At 70.6% G+C, this 18,690-nt stretch carries 22 protein-coding genes; 3 read left to right on the top strand and 19 right to left on the bottom strand.

Going from position 1 to position 18,690, the window contains the following annotated elements:
• Both HS109_20125 and HS109_20130 read left to right on the top strand, forming a co-directional pair.
• Positions 1–671: PD40 domain-containing protein (locus HS109_20125; GenBank protein ID MBE7524654.1), on the top strand; the 671-nt coding region annotated here is incomplete at its 5' end.
• Positions 653–1,603, top strand: a complete 951-nt coding sequence (locus tag HS109_20130) for a hypothetical protein (GenBank protein MBE7524655.1) — start codon at positions 653–655, stop codon at positions 1,601–1,603. The genes HS109_20125 and HS109_20130, both read left to right, overlap by 19 nt.
• Positions 1,604–1,657: 54 nt before the next feature.
• On the opposite strand, the gene HS109_20135 is transcribed toward HS109_20130, so the two are convergent.
• Genes HS109_20135 through HS109_20150 form a run of 4 tightly spaced genes read right to left on the bottom strand, consistent with a single transcriptional unit; the run spans position 1,658 to position 7,006 of the window.
• Complete coding sequence (locus HS109_20135; GenBank protein MBE7524656.1) at positions 1,658–2,230, bottom strand: hypothetical protein; 573 nt, start codon at positions 2,228–2,230, stop codon at positions 1,658–1,660.
• Complete coding sequence (locus HS109_20140) at positions 2,227–5,469, bottom strand: hypothetical protein (GenBank protein ID MBE7524657.1); 3,243 nt, start codon at positions 5,467–5,469, stop codon at positions 2,227–2,229. The genes HS109_20135 and HS109_20140 overlap by 4 nt, the downstream gene beginning before the upstream one ends.
• Positions 5,466–5,924, bottom strand: a complete 459-nt coding sequence (locus tag HS109_20145) for a hypothetical protein (GenBank protein ID MBE7524658.1) — start codon at positions 5,922–5,924, stop codon at positions 5,466–5,468. Before HS109_20145 ends, HS109_20140 begins: the two co-directional genes overlap by 4 nt.
• The gene (locus HS109_20150) at positions 5,921–7,006 is read right to left on the bottom strand and encodes an FHA domain-containing protein (GenBank protein MBE7524659.1); all 1,086 of its coding nucleotides are present in this window, start codon (positions 7,004–7,006) and stop codon (positions 5,921–5,923) included. The genes HS109_20145 and HS109_20150 overlap by 4 nt, the downstream gene beginning before the upstream one ends.
• A 43-nt stretch (positions 7,007–7,049) precedes the next feature.
• Between HS109_20150 and HS109_20155 the strand changes: the two genes are divergently transcribed.
• Positions 7,050–9,038, top strand: coding sequence for a serine/threonine protein kinase (locus HS109_20155; GenBank protein MBE7524660.1), 1,989 nt, complete (start codon positions 7,050–7,052; stop codon positions 9,036–9,038).
• Between the two features lie 181 nt (positions 9,039–9,219).
• On the opposite strand, the gene HS109_20160 is transcribed toward HS109_20155, so the two are convergent.
• The 15 genes from HS109_20160 to HS109_20230 form a co-directional block, all read right to left on the bottom strand.
• Positions 9,220–9,393 (bottom strand): transposase, encoded by a 174-nt coding sequence (locus HS109_20160; protein MBE7524661.1) that lies wholly within the window; start codon positions 9,391–9,393, stop codon positions 9,220–9,222.
• Positions 9,393–9,809: a hypothetical protein gene (locus HS109_20165; protein ID MBE7524662.1), complete on the bottom strand. Its 417-nt coding sequence runs from the start codon at positions 9,807–9,809 to the stop codon at positions 9,393–9,395. Before HS109_20165 ends, HS109_20160 begins: the two co-directional genes overlap by 1 nt.
• On the bottom strand, positions 9,806–10,306 hold the full coding sequence (locus HS109_20170) for a hypothetical protein (protein MBE7524663.1): 501 nt from the start codon (positions 10,304–10,306) through the stop codon (positions 9,806–9,808). Before HS109_20170 ends, HS109_20165 begins: the two co-directional genes overlap by 4 nt.
• Positions 10,303–11,046 (bottom strand): hypothetical protein, encoded by a 744-nt coding sequence (locus HS109_20175; GenBank protein MBE7524664.1) that lies wholly within the window; start codon positions 11,044–11,046, stop codon positions 10,303–10,305. Before HS109_20175 ends, HS109_20170 begins: the two co-directional genes overlap by 4 nt.
• Before the next feature lie 4 nt (positions 11,047–11,050).
• Positions 11,051–11,995 carry a hypothetical protein gene (locus tag HS109_20180; GenBank protein MBE7524665.1) on the bottom strand — a complete coding sequence of 315 codons (945 nt, stop codon included), beginning with the start codon at positions 11,993–11,995 and terminating at the stop codon, positions 11,051–11,053.
• Positions 11,992–12,411, bottom strand: a complete 420-nt coding sequence (locus HS109_20185; protein MBE7524666.1) for a hypothetical protein — start codon at positions 12,409–12,411, stop codon at positions 11,992–11,994. The genes HS109_20180 and HS109_20185 overlap by 4 nt, the downstream gene beginning before the upstream one ends.
• Positions 12,411–13,469, bottom strand: coding sequence for a hypothetical protein (locus HS109_20190; GenBank protein ID MBE7524667.1), 1,059 nt, complete (start codon positions 13,467–13,469; stop codon positions 12,411–12,413). The genes HS109_20185 and HS109_20190 overlap by 1 nt, the downstream gene beginning before the upstream one ends.
• Positions 13,466–14,062, bottom strand: a complete 597-nt coding sequence (locus HS109_20195) for a hypothetical protein (protein ID MBE7524668.1) — start codon at positions 14,060–14,062, stop codon at positions 13,466–13,468. The genes HS109_20190 and HS109_20195 overlap by 4 nt, the downstream gene beginning before the upstream one ends.
• A gap of 153 nt (positions 14,063–14,215) precedes the next feature.
• The gene (locus HS109_20200) at positions 14,216–14,491 is read right to left on the bottom strand and encodes a hypothetical protein (protein ID MBE7524669.1); all 276 of its coding nucleotides are present in this window, start codon (positions 14,489–14,491) and stop codon (positions 14,216–14,218) included.
• 15 nt (positions 14,492–14,506) lie between these two features.
• Positions 14,507–14,962, bottom strand: a complete 456-nt coding sequence (locus HS109_20205; protein ID MBE7524670.1) for a hypothetical protein — start codon at positions 14,960–14,962, stop codon at positions 14,507–14,509.
• 115 nt (positions 14,963–15,077) lie between these two features.
• The gene (locus tag HS109_20210) at positions 15,078–15,503 is read right to left on the bottom strand and encodes a hypothetical protein (GenBank protein MBE7524671.1); all 426 of its coding nucleotides are present in this window, start codon (positions 15,501–15,503) and stop codon (positions 15,078–15,080) included.
• Between the two features lie 81 nt (positions 15,504–15,584).
• Positions 15,585–15,827 (bottom strand): hypothetical protein, encoded by a 243-nt coding sequence (locus HS109_20215; GenBank protein MBE7524672.1) that lies wholly within the window; start codon positions 15,825–15,827, stop codon positions 15,585–15,587.
• A complete protein-coding gene (locus HS109_20220) occupies positions 15,824–16,846 on the bottom strand; it encodes a hypothetical protein (GenBank protein MBE7524673.1) in 1,023 nt (340 codons plus the stop codon). Before HS109_20220 ends, HS109_20215 begins: the two co-directional genes overlap by 4 nt.
• On the bottom strand, positions 16,843–17,268 hold the full coding sequence (locus HS109_20225; GenBank protein ID MBE7524674.1) for a hypothetical protein: 426 nt from the start codon (positions 17,266–17,268) through the stop codon (positions 16,843–16,845). Before HS109_20225 ends, HS109_20220 begins: the two co-directional genes overlap by 4 nt.
• Before the next feature lie 67 nt (positions 17,269–17,335).
• Positions 17,336–18,679, bottom strand: coding sequence for a hypothetical protein (locus HS109_20230; protein ID MBE7524675.1), 1,344 nt, complete (start codon positions 18,677–18,679; stop codon positions 17,336–17,338).
• Positions 18,680–18,690 lie beyond the last annotated feature (11 nt).

Below are 18,690 nucleotides of genomic sequence, written 5' to 3' on the forward strand. Positions count from 1 at the left end.
CCGACGGAACGAAGATCGCTTTCTCCCGCAGAAGCGGCGCCACGTCGACGCTTTGGGTTGTCGACATCGACGGCTCCAACGCTCGCGAGCTGTCCTCGCTGCCATGCTGGGCCACCAACCCGATCAGTTGGTCACCCGACAGCACGCGGATCGCGTTCGTTGCAAACGGCGTCGTTCACTCGGTCGCGCTCGCCGGCGGGACCACGAACCTGTGCGCGGGGATCACCGGCACGTGTAGCAATCCCGCGTGGTCACCCGACGGCGCACACGTCGCACTCACTGTCTACGCGAACGCCAACTCCGAGATCTACGTGGTGGACGCCAACGGCTCGAACCCCACCAACATCACGAACAACGCGAGCGGCGACGACAGCGCGCCTAGCTGGTCACCCGATAGCACCGCGATCGCCTTCGCCAGCACGCGGAATGGTCAGTACGAGATCTTCCGGACCGCATACCCGGTCAGCGGCGCCCCGCTTCGCCTGACGATGCACGACAACACCATCAACGACTTTGGGCCGCAGTGGTCCGCCGACGGAACGCGCTTGGCCTTCGTTCGCAACCAGACCGGCGGCTCCCGAATCGCAACCATGACCGCCGACGGCACCAGCTACACGGACTTCGCCGTCAACGCGAACCCGGGCGAGCATTCATGGTCGCCGTGCCAGTAGCTCGCGCGCTCGCAGCGGTGCTCATCGTCGGACTCGCCGTGCCCACGAGCGCGCTTGCGGCGCCTTGGGCTCCGAAGAAGAAGGCCGCGCGCGACATGCTCAACGCTGCGGCCGACGCCGCCGAGGCTGGCGACTTTGCGCGCTCGGCGGCGCTCTCGCTTCAGTCGCTCACCGTCGAGCCGTCGCTCTTTGCTCGCTGGAACGCTGGCCAAGCGTACATGGATGCCGGCGATTGGGAGCGCGCGCTCGAACAGTACGAGCTCGCCCTGGCCGACGCAGATCTACCGCGGAAGCAACGCCCGCGCATCGAGGCGCGGCGCAGCCTCGCACGTGCCTTCGTCGACGCAGGCACCGCCGCCACGTCCGAGCGCTGGGACGAAGCGCGCGCCGCGTACCTCGCCATCCTCGACCGCGACGACCTCTCCGCGCTCGATCGACAGCACGCCGGGACCGCGCTCGAGCAGCTCGCCCAACGCCGCGCCACAGCCGAAGCCGCGGCAAAGGCCGCGCGCGAGCCGGCCCCGAACGAGTCCACGGCGGCGCCCAGCTCGCCGGCCATGGCGACACCGCCAACGATGCCGGTCGATGTGACCACGTCGGCGCGGTCCTCGCGCTGGTCGGATACTTCCGCGCTCGCCATCCTCGGCACCGGCGCGATCGGCGTCGCTGTCGGCGGATGGCTCGTCGTGCGCGCCCAGGACTTCGACGACCAGGCCGCCGCCCCCGAGACCCCCGAACCCGACCGCAACGGGTTGCGCGATCGCGCTGACCGCTCACGCACCGGCGCGGCGATCGCATTCGCCGCCGGCGGTGCGCTCGTCGTCGTCGGCGCGATCAAGCTCGCCCTTCCACCGGACGCGGCGCGACCGTCTCACGCGACGCTGCAACCGACGGCCGGCGGTGCGCTCGTCGTCGTTGGCGGGCGCTTCTGATCCACGCAAGCCCGGTTACATAAGACAGCCCCGTCTTATGTAACCGGCCGCTGCTCACACGTTCGCCGGCGTCTCCTTCGAGCGCGCCGCGGCTCCCTCCTCGGCTTCTTCGCGCACGCGGGCCTGAATCTCCGAATTCAGGAAAGCGATCCACTCGTCGGCCTTCGCTTCATCCTCGGGAGGAACCCATCCCGCGATGAACTCGGCGCGGCGTCCCGAGTTGATGAAGTTCAAGCGTGTGATGTTGTCGTCGTCGGAGTAGTCGTCGCACTGCGCCTCGTCGAGCGTTACGGCCTCGGGTGCCTTCGCTGGATCGAACGCCTGAAAGATGATCGCCCAACCGCGCTTGCCCAAGTCGGGGAACTCAAACCAGCGCTTGTAGAAGTGGGACTCGGGCCGCAGCGAGTACGTGTAGCCGGATCGAAAGCTCGCCCAGCGTCGATTGATCTTGAGCGAACCACCGATGTCCCTTCCCATCCACTGGTCTCCGTTGAAGAACGACCAGTGCAATCCGTCCTTGTCCTCGAACAGACGGATGATCGGAGCCTCGCTGCCAACGCGATCCCGCACGCGCTCGTCGGAAACCGCGGGCGTGAAGTCGATGATCGTTCGGTCGTCAGCGCTCATGGTCTCCTCGCCTTCGCGTCGCGGGCCTCGATCGGAGCGTCAGCATCAGCCCACTTCTTCAGCTCGGGCATGTACTCGATCATCTTGCCACTCGGCTCAGGAATCGGCACGCCGAGCTTCTCAGGGTACGCGGCACAGTTGCGCACCATCGCCGAGCAAAACTCTCGCGGCGGACCCTTTACAGCAGTCCCGCCCTGGAAGTGCTGACCATCGGGCCCGGGCTTGGGAAGCGACCACGAGTAGCCCATCCCATGCTCGCCGGGCTTCATGTTCGCCATCCGCTGCACTTCCTCGAACATGCGCGGCTGCTCTAGGCGATCGAGCAGAAGCGTCGCCTGGATCGGCTCGGTGTTCCATCCTTGCTCGCGTGCCATTCTGCTCGCCTTGCGAAACACCTCGGTGTCGTTGCCCACGATCCCGGGAAACACATCGTGGTTTTTCAACCGCCGTTTGACCTCCTCCAAGGGCATGCCTCGATAGTCGGGCGTCAGGCCGTAGATCGTTTCCCCGCCATCGAACGAGACTCCAACGTGCCCCGCCTCGAGTAACGGTTCATCTTCGATCGCCTTCCGAGCAGCAGCCTCCTCCTCGGGCGTCCATTGCGTCTTTCGCTCGCGTGGCATCGGATCGCCGGGCCGCTGGATCGTGCGCGCCCCGCGGTAGCCCCATAGCTCCAGCGTGGCGACGTTGGGCGCCGGGAGACCGATACCGTCCGCCGCTGTCATCGCGTTCGCTCTCTGTCCACTCAGGTGCGCCGCTTGGTCGTTGAACTCGAAGTACCACTCCTCGGCTCCCTTCCTGACCAGGAGCCCCTTCTTGTACGTTCGCGTTGCGACGTCGGACCTGATCGACCGAAGCAGCTCCGGCATCCGAGCGCCGTCAGCGTGCGACACGAAGTAGGTGTCAAACTGGATCGCGGCATCGCCGAGCGTCGAGCCCTTCGGTGCGAACATTACGCGCTCGACGAGCTGCTCCAGCTCCTCCACGGCGCGTGCCCTCGCTGCCGCCTGGAACGCCGCAAGGTCGTCGACCGCGGAGCCCTCCGCACGACTCGCCGCGCCCGCGTCGAACTCGTCGCCCAGGTCGGCGACGTCATCGACTGCGCGACTCACATCGTCGCCGGCCTCGCTCACCGCATCTTCGGCGACACGTTCGGCCCGCACGACGCGGATCGGTGCGGCTCCCTCGACAACGTCACCTGGCTTGTTGAGCGCGAGCGGCGACTCGACGGTGACGACGATCGGATCGTCGAGCCCGACGCGGCGCCCTGCGCTCGTGGTCACCTCGGCGATCGCACGCTGCGCCGTGCCCGGCGGCACGATGCCGTCGCGCCCCAGCTCGTACAGCTTGCGCGCGCTGATCCGCACCGTGGCGCCGTGGTCTTCCCCGAGGCGACGGAGCCCGGCGAAAAAGTCCTCATGACGCGGGAAGCGAAGCGCGAGATTCTGAAGCCGGGTGCGCGCCGCCGCAGGCAGATAGCGCGCGCCGGCCCCGAGACCGGAGAACAGCACGGCGGCGCCACCGCCAAGGCCGCCGCCCAACATCGCATCGTCGACGTAGTCACCGAACGACGACGATGTGCCGCCAGTCGCGTACAGATCGACCGCATCGCCGGCAGCGCGCGCGGTCACAGCGCCGGCGGCGCCCTCGACAGCCCCGCCGGCGACCTGCGGCACTGCGCGCGCAGCGAACCCGAGCGCTCCCGCCGTTGCCGCGCGTTGTGCCAGCAGCTCGGCGATGAAGCCCTCCGCGTACGCGCCGGCCGCGCCTGCGGTCGCGACGGTGACGCCGGCGATCGCGCCGGTCTTGACCATCGCGCTCAATTGCCGGGTCTCGAACTCGCTTCCGGAGATCTGGCCGGCCTCTCGTGCGTCGTACGCGTCGCCGTATGAGCCCGCGAAACCGAGCGTGGCGACGTTCTGCGAGAACGCAAGCGCCTCGCCGGCCGGGCCCATGTCACGGAGGCGGCGCGCCAGCGAACGACCACCGCCCTTGTTCTCGAATGCCGGCCGCAGCAGCCGACGCGCCTCCTTACCGTGGGGCGTTCCAGTCGGCAGGCTGTCGTTGAGTTGCTCGGCGAGCGCGAACGGGAGCGCGTCGTTGTTGAGCAGCGCCGAGAGCACGCTCAGCCGCTCGAGCCGCACGATGATTCCAGGCCGCGCCTCCGGATCGGCGCTCATGATCATCGCCCATACCTTGCGCGCATTCGCGCTGGTCGCGCCGATCGGCACCCCGCTGCCGTCGCCGACGTCGTAGCCGGCGGGGTTGAGCGTGCGTGGCAAGAGCGAGAGCGCGACGTCCTCGCGAAAGTCGCCGACGTTCGCCATCGCCCCGGACACCTCGGCCTGATCGGTGGCTGCTTTGTCTAGCTGCGCCACCGTTCGCCCATCCGGCGCGATCGCGTGCTCCACGAACGACCAGCGGCCCTCTGTTTCGAGCGCCGTCCGCAGGAACGCTATCGAAACCGGCCGCCGAGCATGGAGCGCCACCTTCGCGGCAATCGCGCGGCCAGCGTCGGGGTCCAGCCGCGCCGCGCCCCCATCGTCGACAGGCGGGACGAGCTCGCGCACCTCGTTGACCAGGTCGATCATCTCGCACGTCTGCGCCGCCTCGTACGCGAGGCGTTCGGCAGCTCGACGGCCGAGCGGGATTGGGCCGGTCATGTCTCGCATGACCTCGCGTCCGCGGAACCGCTGCACCCCGAGCCCGCCGGCGAGCTGATGCACGACGATGGTCGCCGCCACATCGAGCGCACCGAGCATCGGCCGCGCGGCCTCTCGTTCCGCGGTCTGCTCGGGGGTCAGCGGGAGCAGGTAGTTCTGCCAATAGCGGGGATGGCTGGGTTCGAGGAACGCGCGCAGCTCGTCGCGCACCAGGTCGGCCTCCTGGTAGACGGCGAGCATGTTCGCGGCGAGGTTCGCCGCGCCCTTGCTGTCGAGCGCGTCGACTGCATCGCGGTAGCCAGGAAGCAGCGTCGCCATGATCGCGTTCAGCTTCTCGACAGATCCCCCTGCCACCGCAGCGAGACGGCCGGGGCCCTTCCCCGCGCCGGTCTTCGCTGCGCCGGTCCCACCGTCGGAGCCATCATCCACTGCGTGGCTTGCCGGCGATGCGAGCACGCCCGACGCGCTCGACGACGGCGGCAGGTCTTGGGTGCGGGTCCGCGCGCCGGGCTTGCCGAGCGGCGCCGCGACGTCGATGCGTTCGCCACCGCTCCTATGGTCGCGGTGCTCTCTCATGGCATCAGGCGCGCCCTCGCGAAGTCGGCCAGCTCGATCGCCTTGCTGACGGTGCTGCCGTCGTTCTCGCGGATGGAGCCGGCTTGCTCGCCGGCGATATGCGAGAGCATCTCGATTCCGTCGAGCGAGCCGACCTGCGCCGGCGACAACAGCGCCCCGATGCCGCGCTCCCTCGCTCGCTCGAGCAAGGCGCGCGACGTCAACGCGCGAACATGCGCGCGCAACTGATCCACGAACGTATCCGGCGAGGGGCTCCACGGCACGCCGCGGATCGGCGGCTCGCGCATCAACGTGATCTCCAGCGCGGACCGAGCCAGGACCTCGGGAGGCTCGACGCGCGCCCCCAGCCCCGCGGCCACGACTGCTCGGATTTCGGCGTACGCGATCAGGTCGACCATCTGCGGCAGCCCGCAGCACAGCACCAGGGCCGCTCGATCACCAGGGCTCAGGCTCATCGCTTCCTCCCGACCACGATCGCGCTCCGCTTGATCCATCGCGACAACGCGGGCTCCGAGACGCCTTCGAGCTTGGCCGCGTCGGCGTACTTGGGCAGCAGCTTCACGCGCACCGCGCGCCTGACGAACGCCTCCAGCTCCTCGGGGCTCCCCCACACGCGCCGCAGCTCGTCGGCGTTGAACGGGTCCCATGAGAGCCCGAGCGGCCGACCGTACTCCGCGCTCGCCTGCTCGATCGCCATCTCGGTCTCCAGCGCGCCGCGCTCCTCCATCGTCGGCACCTTCACCACGACCACGTGGTTACGCAGCTCGTGCCCGAGCAACGCGTCGACATCCTCGCCACGCGGCGCAACCAACACCACGCGCACCGACGGCCGGCGCTCGGTCAAGAGCGCGCGTAGCGTCGCCGGGTTCCGCGGCCAGCACTTCGCCGCGATCACGAGGGTGCCGCCGCGCGCCCGCTGGTACACGTCGTGCTGCGTCTGCTCACTCTCGATCTGCTCCTTGCGGCCCACGACCTCGACGAGCGGCGCCATTCCGCCGGGCACGACCTCGTGAACGAGACGAACCAACGAGGGCGCGGCACCCGACGGAACCAGCGCCGAGTCTGCGCTCTCCTCGCTCGGCGGCATCACCAATGCGATGTGCCTTCGGTGCGTGATCGCGTAGTGCAGCTCGTCGACGGCGCGCGCGTACTGGGAGCCGTAGCCGAGGAAGCGCTGTAGCCGTTTGCGAACCGCCTCGGTGGCCTCGCTGTACACCGAGAAATGAACGCGCCCGAACGCGATCCACTGACCCGGGCGCAACACGAAGCTGTCCGCGCGCCGCTCGCCTTCGCAGTAGGTGCCGTTCTTCGAGCCTGCATCCTGCACCGCGAACGCCTCACCGTCTCGACCCGCCCGGACGATCACCGCGTGGCGACGCGAGACCGTTTCGTGTGCGACTGGAATCCGCGCCGCGGTCCCACTGCCCACCACGAGCTCGCTCCACGGCGCCGGCGGGAAGCGATGCAGAACCTCGGTGCCGTAGGCGCGCAGGCCGAGCACGCCGCCCTCGTCCGCGAAGACCTCCGCGCCCGTCATGGCCGCAGTCGTCGGCGGTGCGAGCGGACCACCCGCAGCGCCGTTGGAGTCGCTCGGTGCGCTCAACGGGCTCTCCGAGGAAGCCGAGAACCGCGAGGAGGGGTCCACCCGCGACAGACGTGCGAATCGGTACCGAGGCATAGCGCGCACAGCGGCGTCTCGCAGAGCGGACACCGCTGCGAGGTGTCGTTGCCGCATCGGTCACCGCCGCAGCGTTGCATCGCTCAAGACTACGGCGACTGAGCCCGGCCACCCCCCTCGAAACCGACGCCGGTTTACACGCTCGTGCGTTTTGTGCTCGATGTTAACTCGCTCGCCGGATCGTACGATCCACCGACCGTGCGCCAACTTCGGTCACCCGTCGCCGACGGTCTCGCGTTACCGTTCTACGCCTATGGGCCAGCCGCCGACACGTCCGGATCGGCCACAACTACCGACGGCCGTCGAGCGCCCGAACAACACGCCGCGCCTCGACGACGGCCGCCGCACCGCGACGATGCCCGGCGCCGCCGAGCAGCCGGCAGCGTCGAGCGACAACACCGACTCGCTGATCGGCGTCGCCGTCGGCGACGGCTACGTGATTCGTAACTACATCACCGAGGGCGGCATGGGTGCGCTCTATGTCGCCGCACACCGCGACGCGCCCACGAAGCGGAAGGCGATCAAGGTTCTTCTTCCGTCGTTGCTCGCGAAGTGCTCGCCGAGGACGCGCGATGACATCTGGCACCGCTTCGAGACCGAGGCGCGGATCGCGCTGCGCCTCGAACACCCTAACGTGATCGTCGTCGACGGCTACGATCGCCTCCCGACGGGGCCCATCTACATCAAGATGGAGTTTCTCGAAGGGAAGAACCTCGGACAGTGGGCAAGAGACCGCCACGGGGGCATCGTGCCCGCTGACGACGTTCTCCGCGTGATGGCGCAGGTGTGCGGCGCCTTGGAGCAGGCGCACAAAATGGGCGTGGTCCACCGCGACTTGAAGCCACCTAACATCTTCGTCGTGGCGACCGAGGACGGCAGCATCAAGACGAAGCTCCTCGACTTCGGCATCGCGCGCGTGATCGATCCGCACGCGTTGCCCGGCGGCAAGAAGACGACGCTCCCCCGCGCCATGGGAACGCCCGGCTATTGGGCGCCCGAGCAGCAGACCTCGCCGGGCGATGTCGACCACCGCGCCGACATCTACGCGATCGGGGTCATCATCTACGAATTGACCACCAACCAGCTCCCCGGCTTCGGATCGCTGGTGCCGCACCAGCTCCCGCCGACGTTCCCGCGCGAGTGGTACGACGGCATCGCCGCCGCGCTTGCCGGCGATCCGCGGCAGCGTCCACAGAGCATTCGCGACCTGCTCAACTTCTTGATCGACCGCACCCCCAACGGTCCGCAAATCGCGCACGAGGCGTGCCCGTCGCTGTACAAGGTACCCGTCGCGTGGTCCGACTCGACGACGCGCGCGCCGCTCTCTGGCGTTGGCAGCGTTCACAACGTGACACCACCGCCCCCGCTTCCTCCGTCGACGCTGACGCACGCGGCAGGCGCCTACGGAACACAGCTCGGCCCTCGGCGTGGTCGAAGCCTCTTGCTTGCGGCGCTCGCTGGCGCGGCAGTGACGGCCGCCGTCGCGATCGGCGTGGTCGTGTCGCTCCAGGGCAGCTCGAGCACGCCGGCCAGCACGACCAACGCGCCCGGCGCGAGCTCGCCGGCGAGCACGTCGCCGCCGGCCGCCAGCTCGGCGACGTCGCCGCCGCCCGCGACCAGCTCGCCCGCCGCCGTCGCAGCGCCGGCCGGCCCGGCCTCGACGTCGCCGCCGCCTGACGCCGCCGCGGCACCCGCGACCATCGACGCGCCGCCCGCGCCGCCAGACACGACCGCCGCCGCGGCGACGTCGCCGAGCAGCTCGCCCTCCGCGAGCCCGGATGGGTCCACGGCAGAGGCGCGCGACAACGCCCCGACCAAGCGCACGCCCAAGACCACGCGCACGACGCGCAAGCCGCCGCGGCGGACGACCGTCGAGCGCCTCGGAGACTGACGTTTCAAAAGTCGGGCAGTCGACGCACTCGGCCGCGACTTTTTCAAACCACGGGCAGGCTCACGCGCCCCGCCGGCGACGCAACCACGCGATCGCCCGTCGGCCGCGCGCGATCAGGGCGCCGACCAGGTCGCCGATCAGCGCGCGAAGTAGCGAGGCCGGATCGAGCCACACAGCATCCTCAAAGCACGGCGTTGTCCGGCGCTTCGCGCTCCGCGCGATCGGCCGCACGCACCCAGCGCCGCAGGGCCCACATGCCGATCCCGAAGTGCTCCGCGACCTCGCATGCGCTGGCATGCCTGGACCGCACGAGCGCGACGACGTGCGCCTTGAACTCCGGCGAGAACCCCGACATCAGAACGGAGCTTCCTCGAGATCGGCCTCGGCCTCGCTCGTGCCGAGCACGTTGTCGCGTGGCTTGAGCTTCCGGATCAGCTCGGCTTGCGCCGCGAGGACCACGGTCGTATCGCGGCGAGTGATCCGGACCGCGACCTCGCACGCCTCGCGGTCATAGGTCGTGCCTGGATCGTTGTCGCTCTGCACGAACTGACCGAACCACCAGCCCTTGCCGCGGCGCCAACTTTGAAAGTGTCGAGTCATCGTCTCGTAGAGCCGGCCCGAATGGCTCTCGCCCACGTAGACGATCGTCGACGAGAACAGCCCCACGGCCTTGATCACGTACGCGCCGGACTTCCCCTTGAGCGCGCGCACCCAGTCCGGATACGGCTCGCCGCTACGACCGAGCGGCCGATAGACGAGGCGCGCGCTCATGAACAACGCCCCCTCTCCAGCATCGCGGCGAGACGCTCGATGCCGGCGACCGCCGTCGTCTGGATCGCCCCGTCGCTCAGCTCGCGGGTCCACCGACACACCGCGGCCGTCGTGTTCGCGCCCGCAGCCCAGAGCTTGACGGACTCGACCAGCTCGGCGGACGGCTCACCCCGCGATCGCCGTTGGCAGGCTCTCAGCACGCCGCGCGCGTGGCCCTGCCAGCTTGCTTCTTGCCGCCAGAATCGCGACCACCAGGCGATGATTTCGCCCACCTCGCGCAACGTCTTTCCCCACTCACGGATCAACGTGATCGTGTCGCGCGTCGAAAGGATGGGCCAGCCCGACAGATCGATCCTGCGCTCCATCTCCGCACGCCGCGCGAAGTCGAACCATGCACGCACGACCGGCTCCGCACCATACCCACCGAGCACGAGCGCAGCGCACAGCCCTTCTCGGTCCTTCGGCCATTCTGCAAGCGGCGCAGTTGCGGTTGTCATGTTGCCTCCCGAAGCCAGAGATCCGGATCGATCACGATGTCGGCGCGCGTCGCCGGACGTCCGAGCGCGCGCGATGCTGGCCCCTCGGTCCGCCACCGGCGGGGCTCATAGTGGACGTGCGGCGGACGCACGAGCGCGGCGAGGCGCGCGAAGAACTGACCGAGCCGGATCACGGCACCCTTGACCAGCCAGGCCGGGAACGAGCGCGGCGACAGGTGCCCGAACAGGTGCCACGTCCCCGAGCGCCCGCGCGCGAGCACCGCGCCCGGCCCGTAGCCCGAGAGCGGCGGCGTCTCGTCGTCGCGCACGACGACATCAACGACCATCTCCTCCGGAGCCCGCACCCACCATTCCACCTCGACGATCGGCCCGCGGTAGTAACTCTCCGGAACCAGATCAACGCCGTAGTGCGTGCAGGGATAGCCGTGCCGACAGTGGCCGCGCCCCTTCGTGCGAATCGCGCGAAACGCACCGTTGGGGCTCACGCGCGCACGCACGAGCGGCAACACGCGCGCCGCGGTCACCGGCAGCGCCGCCGGCGGCACCAGGCGCGAGCCAACCTCCACGGCGCCGGCGGCGCTGGTCACCGCGACGCGCTCGACCTCGAGATCGCGCTCGCGCTCCTCGCCGACCAGCACCAACCCGGGCGCCGCGCTCGCCGCGCGCGCGGCGCGAGTCGCAAGCGCGATCACGCCCAGGCCGACGGCCGCGCCACCAAGGAGCCAGATACCGCGCCCCATGGCTCTACTTCCGAAGCAAGGTCGCGAGCAGCGCGACGCCGGCGATCGCGCCGACGCCGATCGCAACGGGTTTGACGAACCCGCCCGCGCCGCGTGCGACCGCGCCCGCTGCGTCGCCGACCGCGCCGCCGACCGCGCCCGCCGCATCGCCGACGGCGCCGGCGTAGCCCTTGATCGTGTCCTTCACCGAGTCGACGAAGTCCGACCAGCCGCGTTGCGGTTGCCCGTCCTTCAGCACCGACAGATCGCGCCCGAGCTGCCGGACCTGAGACCACAGCTCCTCGACCTCCTCGACGGGGTAGAGCTCGTCTGGCTTCTTGTCCTTGATCAGCTCGCGTGCCTTGGCGGCAAACTCGCGCCAGGGCACGCGCGGATCGCGCCACATCCCGCCCTCGGCCATGGGAACCGGCTTCGCCGTCGCCGCGTACTTGTCCCAGATCGCGAGCACCTGGTGCGCGTCGCCGACGGTGATCTCGACATACGCGCGCTTGTGGCGCGTCTTTTTGCCCTCGCGCTCGGTGCGCCCCTGCGCGATGAAGAAGCGAAGGAGCGCGACCGGCAGATCGTTCGGGTCGTTCACGTTGGCGACGAGCAAGCGACCCTTGTCATCGAAGCGCACCGAGATCGGCATCTCGGCATTGCGCATCGCCAGCCGCCCGAGCAGCGCGGCGCCCGCCTCCCACAACTCCGACGACGACGGGAGCAGCTCGTCGGGCCCGCGGCTCTCCGCGAGCGCCGCGCGCGAGTCGTCAAGCCACCGCCAGGCAATCGGCTCCACGGCGTCACCGAGACGCGCGAGCAACCGTCCCCAGGTCGACGCGACCTCGAACGCCTCGCGCGTCGTGAGCACGGGCCAGCCGCTCTCCGGATCCACCGGCCGCCCGCGCATGAGCGTCGCCGCCAGCTCGTACCACGCGCCCACCAAGTCGCCCGCGCCGCCGGCGTTCACCGCACACCCCCGATCCCGACGCGCGCGATCTGCTCGAACACCGCCCCCACCTGACCGAGCCGCACGTAGGGCACCGACGGATCCGGCTGGACGTCGGCGCCGAACTTGTCGACGAAGCGCGCCAAGAACAGATCGATCGGCGCCTGCGTCGGCGCGCTCGGCGACGTCGGCGACGACGACGCCGCCGCCGGCGCGGCGCTCGGTGACGCCGGCGCGGCCGTCGCGCCCATGTTCGGGACCTGGATCGGTTGCCCGGGCTGCGCCTCGAGCACGACCAGGAGCACGCGGCATGCCGCCGCCGCCGCGTGTTTGGTCGCGGGGTCGGCGCCCGCCTGCAGCGCGGCGCGGATCTGACCGAGCGCCGCCTCCAGTTGCGGCGGCAGCTCGGCGGGGGTGGGGTTCGCGTTCGACGACATCACACGTTGCCTTTCTGGCCGCCGAAGAATGCGCGGCCCTTCTCGATCGCTTGACGTGCAGCCACGTAGGCCCCGAAGTGTTCCGGGCCCGGCGCGGCACGCTTGAGCAACAGCAACCGCCACGGATCGACGTCCGCGATCGGACCGACCCAAGCGTGCGTGTCCTTGCCGACCTTCGACGGGTCGAAGGGACACCGGGTGTTCCCGGTACGGGGCCGATCAAAGCTCCACACTTCGAGGAGCCCCATCGCGTCGCAGCTCGTCACGATCGAGCCCTTGCCGGCCTTCCACGCGGCGTGCAGGCGATCCATTGCCTGCGGGTCGAAGAACGCGACGGCGTCACGCGCGATGCCGCGCGCGAAGCCCGAGAGGACGGCGCGCGCCGCCCACAGGTGGCGATACTCGGGATCGAGGCGCGTCGATGCCGGCCGCTTGTTGCCACCGCCACGCCCGAAGCCCTCGCCGCGCGTGAGCACGTCGAACAGCGAGCGCCCTTCCTTCGCAGCACGGTTCGCGATCACGTCGACGATGCACGCCAGCTCGACGAGACTTCCGCTTCCGTGCTCGCTCGCCGCCGCGCGCGCACCCGCCAGCTCATCGAGCGTGATGCTCGGCTCGCTCGCCGAGGCCCTCGCCTCGCGAAGTAGCTCGGTCGGCGACTCGCGCACCATGCCCCGCTCCACGGTGGAGCGCGTGAGCCGGCCGCGCGGCACACGCGCGGGCAGCTCGGGGACCATCGGCGTTCCGGTCCAGCGGCGCACGAACGAAGCCAGCGGCGACGCGCCCGGGGGCGAGCTCGCGCCCGGCGCAGGCCCCACAGGCAACGGCGGCTCACTCGGTGCCGGCACAATCGCCGGCGCGGACGTCGCCGCGCTCGGCGACGCTGACGACGTCGCCGGCGGCGCACTCGACACCGGCTCACGCTCGGTCGGCTCGTCGCTGCGTCGCGCGCCGCGCGCCGGGCGCATCGAGCGCGCGAGCGCAACACCGCCGCCGACGAGCCCGACCAGGCCGAGGCCGAGCACGAACCACCCGCCGCCGCCCTCGTCGCGGCTCATCGCCGCCCCCGTGTGCGCTTGCGCGCCTTGCGCGGCGCCGTCTCCGACGGCTCGCGGTTGTCGTTGCGCGACGCGCGCCACAAGAGCAGGCCGCCGACCAGGGCGACGCCGGCGACCGCCGCCGCCGGCGCCGCAGCCGTCAGCGCGCCGCGGATCGCGCCCTCGCCGGCGCCGCGCCCCGCCGCCGCCGACACCTTCGCCGCGCCGCCGGCCATGGCGTCGGAGACGGCGCCGATCGCCAGCGCCGCGTTGTTGGCGCCGCCCTTGGCGTCCGCCGCCGCCGCGCTCGCGAGCTTGACCAGCTCGCCGACGCGGCGCGCAGCGTCGGTCACGTCCGACCAGCTCGGCGCCGCCACGTTGCGCCGGTCCATCGCCGACGCGATCCGACCGAGGCAGCGCCACAGCCGGATCCGGTCCGCGTAGAGCTCGGCCGCCGGCTCGCCGGCGAGCGCGCGCACCGCGAGCGCGCAGCGCGCCCATTCGGCGATCTCGAGATCGAACGTACCCGCTTCGAGGCGCGCGACGAGCGCCGGGAGCGCGCTCGACCAGGCCGCGACCAGCTCGAGCGCGTCGGCCCGATTGATACGCGGCACCGCGACGCCGCCGACAACATCGGCTCCACGGCGCGCGGTGAAAGAGTGTTTCTGTTGCAGGTAGACGGCGCGCGCCGACGACGGCGCCGCCGGGCCCAGCGGCGCGGGGGTCGCGTCGCCGGGGGTCGGAACTGGGGAGCACGTGGACATGACCTAGCGTCCGGTTTGTTCCTGCGGCGTCTGCCGCGGGATCGGTGGCGACGGCACCGGCGGCGCCGTCTCGTAGGCCGGCGTCGGCGAACCGAACAGCCAGCACAGGAAACCCGGCGACGACGAGCCCGCCGCCGGCAGGCCGTCGTACTTGGGCGTCGGCGTCTGCCACAGCCACGACAGGCCGAGCGTGTCGAGCACGCCCGGGGTCGTCGGCGCCGGCGCCGGCGTCTTGTCGCCGTAGTCGTAGCGCGTCTGGCTACAGAGGAAGTCGAGCATCGAGCTTCCTCCCGGCTAGAGCCGCTTCTCCACCACGCGCGCCACGGTGTGCATCAGGTCAGCGCGCTTGAACGCCGCCCCGAGGCTCGCGAGGAACGCCATCGTGTTGTTGAAGTCCCTCGCCAGATCCCCGGTCGCCGTCGGCGCCGCCGGCAGCGGCATCACCGCGGCCACGATGTCGATGACATCGGGGATCCACGACTTCGCGTTGGCGCTCAGCGCCGGCGTCGTCGTCACCGTCGTGACGGTCGGCGCCTGCGGCTGGTAGACCGCGGGCACCGGCGCCGGCGGGTGATAGACCGGCGGGTGGTACGCCGGCGGCGGGGCCGGGTGGTGTCCGAAGGGCGGACGGTTCCACGGCCGATTCCAGGCGGGCAGCCCGCCGCGGTTGTCGACGACGCCGGGCCGGCGCACGATCACAGCGTTCCGCTGCTGACCCGAATCGTCGATGATGATCACGTCTTCTTCCATCGTCGTTCTCTCTTTCCGTTGCGTTGTTGGTTGAGGGTTGTTGGTTGCGCTTCGGTCATTGCCCACGCGCTCCCCAGGACCGACCCCCGGCCCGAGGTGCGCTCCGTCGTCGGAGTCACGCCGCGGCGCGCGCCTCCTGATCGATCGCGAGCGACGCCCGCATGCGATCGAACGCCTCCAGCGTCGCCGCCTCGATCTCGTTGTTGCGCGGCTTACCCTGCCCCTTGGACGCGAGCTCGCGCTTGCCCTCGCCCGCGTCGGCCCTCTTCTTCTCCTCCTTCTTCTCGCCGGCCTCGCGCCCCTTCTTGAGCGCCGAGCCCATGAGGACCACCGTCGAGCTACCGATGCTCGACGCGACCGCCGTCTGCACCGGCCCGCGCGTGACGCCGACGCCGACCAGGCCCATCCCGCCCATGATCGAGGACGTGATCACCGGCGGCGCCCCGAGCTTGCCGAGCCCGAGCAGCACGCCCGCGCCGGCGAGGCCGCCGCCGAGCGCGGCGGCCGTGTGTTTCCATCCGAACTTTCTTCCGCTTGCCATCGTCGTTCTTCCTTCTCTTGCGTGTCGGCGCTACCTGCGCCGGGTTGGTCGACGGCACCGCGACCATCGCGGCGCCGTCGTTCAGTTGAAGCCGTCGCCACCACCGACCCGCGGCACGTCGTCTTCGGCGCGATCGCCGGCGACCTCCTCGACCTTGATCGGGGACTGCCACAAGACCGGCCCTCCCGACGAGCGCGCGCGCTTGCGCGCGATGTACGCCGCGCCCGCGGTGACGGCCGCCGCCGCGGCGCCGATGCCGATGATCACTCCTGCGACCAGGTCGGCCAGGCCGCCGCCGCTCTCGTCGTCGTCGTGTTTGCTCATGCCTCCTCGCTCTCTTTGGTGTTCGTGCGTGCAGCCGTATCGACCGCAGGCCGCGCGCGGTTTCCTCTCGCCGCGTCGATTCCTCGATCCGCGACCTCGACCAGCTCGGGCGGGACGCCGTAGGACGTCAGGACGAGCTTGATCGCCGGCTTCACGAGCGGGCGCACCGCGCGTTCCGCCGGCTCGAGCAGGTCCTCCACGGCGCGAAAGAACCGCCGCGGCGCCCACTCGATGCGCCAGCCGTTGCGCGCGCACTTGACGCACGCACCGTCCGGACCGCAGCCACACGACGCCGGATCCACCACCAGCCACGGCGCACGCTCGGCGAGCAGCTCGACCACGTGCCGGATCGCGCCGGCCCGCCCGGGCCACCAGCGCGCTTGCTCGCGCTCGGCCAGGGCGAGCACCCACAAGAGCGCGGCGAGGCCCCGACGATCGATCGGGCCAGCCTCGAGGATGGCCCACGCCGTCGCGTGCGCGTCGGCCAGTACCTCGCCAGCGTCGGCGTAGGCCGCCGCCGGCTCCTCGGCGATCGCCAGCGCCCACCCGAGCGCTTGCGACAACGTCAGCGCGACCGGACCGCCGACCTGCGCCGCGCCGATCGCGTCGAGCCCCGCGGCGAGCGCGTTGCGCGGCATCACCGGATCGAGCACGACCGGCACCCCGTTTACGGTCGGGTACGTGTGCCGACCTTGGTCGGTGTCGATCGTCGCGAGCGCGTACACCGCGCTCGGGTCGATGTTCTCAGCCGCCGCGAGGAAGATCGCCGACCTCTCCACGCAGTTTGGCCGGCGCGTCGGGATCCGGAGGCGCTGCGGCACGTCGCACGCCACCTTGGGCCCGTCGAGCGGATCGCCGGTGTCGTTGTCCTGCGGCAGCGTTCGGAGCCACGCGGCCAACGCTTCGAGAGACGGGCGTTGCCGCGCGATGAGCTGAACCTCGGGCGACGTCGCGCGCTCGCGCGCGTGCGAGGTGATCTTTCCGAGGCAGTCGCGATCGTTGTACGGCTCCGCGATCACGACGCGCCCCCTTTCACGCGCACCGGCGGGGGCGGCCACCAGCTCGCGAGCTCCACGGCCGGTGACGCGATCGCCGTGACCGTCTCGATCGTCTGCAAGAACGCCGCGCGCGCCGCCATCGACGGTGTCAGCGAGATCGCAGCGTCCGGCGCATCCACGCGCCGACAGGCTGCATCGACGGGCGACAAGAGGTAGTAGCCGACACGGCCACCGAGCCACGCGTACAGCTCGCGCAGCTTCATCACGGCCGGAATCACCAGCGGCCCGCCGGTGTCGTCGTTGATCAGCAGCTCGCCGCGCGTGCCTCCGTCGGCGAACCACCGCACGAGGAAGCCGGCGCAGCTCGCGGGCAGGTCGAGCGCGTAGCCGTCGACGCCGTGCCAGCGGATCGAGGTGTCATGAGAAGTATCGAACAGAGACATGCGGCCCTCCATAGGTCGGGTTCACCCGGCCGTATCGATCGCGACTCGTCGCGGTTGCGTGAAATCGTCAGGCGCCCGCCGATTGCGCGCGCTCGACCTGCTCCGCTTGCGCTCGCAGCGCCCCGATCGCCGCCTCGGGCGACGTCGTGACAAACAGGTTGTGGAACACCTGCGGCAGCAGGTCGGGTTGCAGGAGGCGATCGAAGCAAGCGCGCTCGGCCGCCGTCGTGAGCGCCGCGTCCATCGCCCGCAGCGACGCCACCGCGCGTACGCCATCCTCGACGGAGATCGAGGCCACCGCCGGCTTGAACGCGTCCACCAGGTTGCGCCGCTTCGCCATCTGCCCCAGCACCCACGCGCGATCGTCGTCGGGGAGCGCGCTCTGGATGTTCACTACGTGCGCCAACAGCTCGGCACCCGTCCGCGTCGGAACCTCCACGGTGCCCGCCTCGCTCGCCGGCGACGTCGCCGACTCGTCACCCTTGAGCATCGCGCCCGCCGTCTGCGTCGCCGTCTTGACGAACCCGGCCAGGTCGCGCGCGACCTCCTCGGGAACGTCCATCTTCTGCGCCATGCCGTAGGCCGCGACCGGCGCCAGCTTCTCGATCAGCGGCATCCCGAGCGCCATCAGCGCATCCGCCACACCGCCCTTTTCCGCGGCAGCAGCCGCCGCCGTCGCACCACTCGCTGCGTTGCGAGGCGCCGCGCTCGACGGCGCCGCCGCCGGCGACGCGGGTGCGTTGCCGTTCACCGGCGCAACTTGCTGCACGATCACCGGCGCCCCGGCCGACGCCGCAGCAAGCGCCGTCGACTTCTGCACCACGCCGCTATCACCAGCCGCGCGCACGAGGCCGGCCATCGCGTCGACGACCTGCCCGAGCCGCTCGGATAGCTCGCGATGAACGCCGGCGATCTGCGCCATTGCTTGCGCGTTGGCCTTCTCGACGAACGCGAACACGTGGCCGAGCAGCTCGGACGACGGCTCCGACGACGAGGAAGACGACGCCGGCGACGATGCGACCTCCGTCGACGCCAGCTCGCCGCGCCGCGCCGCTGCCATCTCCGGCGTGATCTCGATCTGCGCCGGGTCGACGTTCAGCCGTCGATGCGAGGCATCGAGCAGGAACAGCCGGTACCGGCCGACCTTGTAGCCGACGCGCTCGGCGAACTCATCCGGCGTCACCGTGCGCGGCAAGATCAGCGGGCGACCGTTGCGCGCGTCGACAACGATCGTCCCGAGGCCGCGCTGGTTCGGCAGCCAGTAGCGAACCTGGAAGCCCACACAGCTCGGCGGCAACACCACCGGCTCGCCATCGGGGTCGTAGAGCCAGAACGGTTGCTCCTCGCTCGTGGTGTCGTCGTCGATGCGGTCGAAGCGCGAGACGGACTGCGGTACGGCGGCATTGCTCATGGGGACGGACC

It is taken from the genome of Burkholderiales bacterium (assembly GCA_015075645.1).
Lineage (GTDB): Bacteria > Pseudomonadota > Gammaproteobacteria > Burkholderiales > Casimicrobiaceae > VBCG01.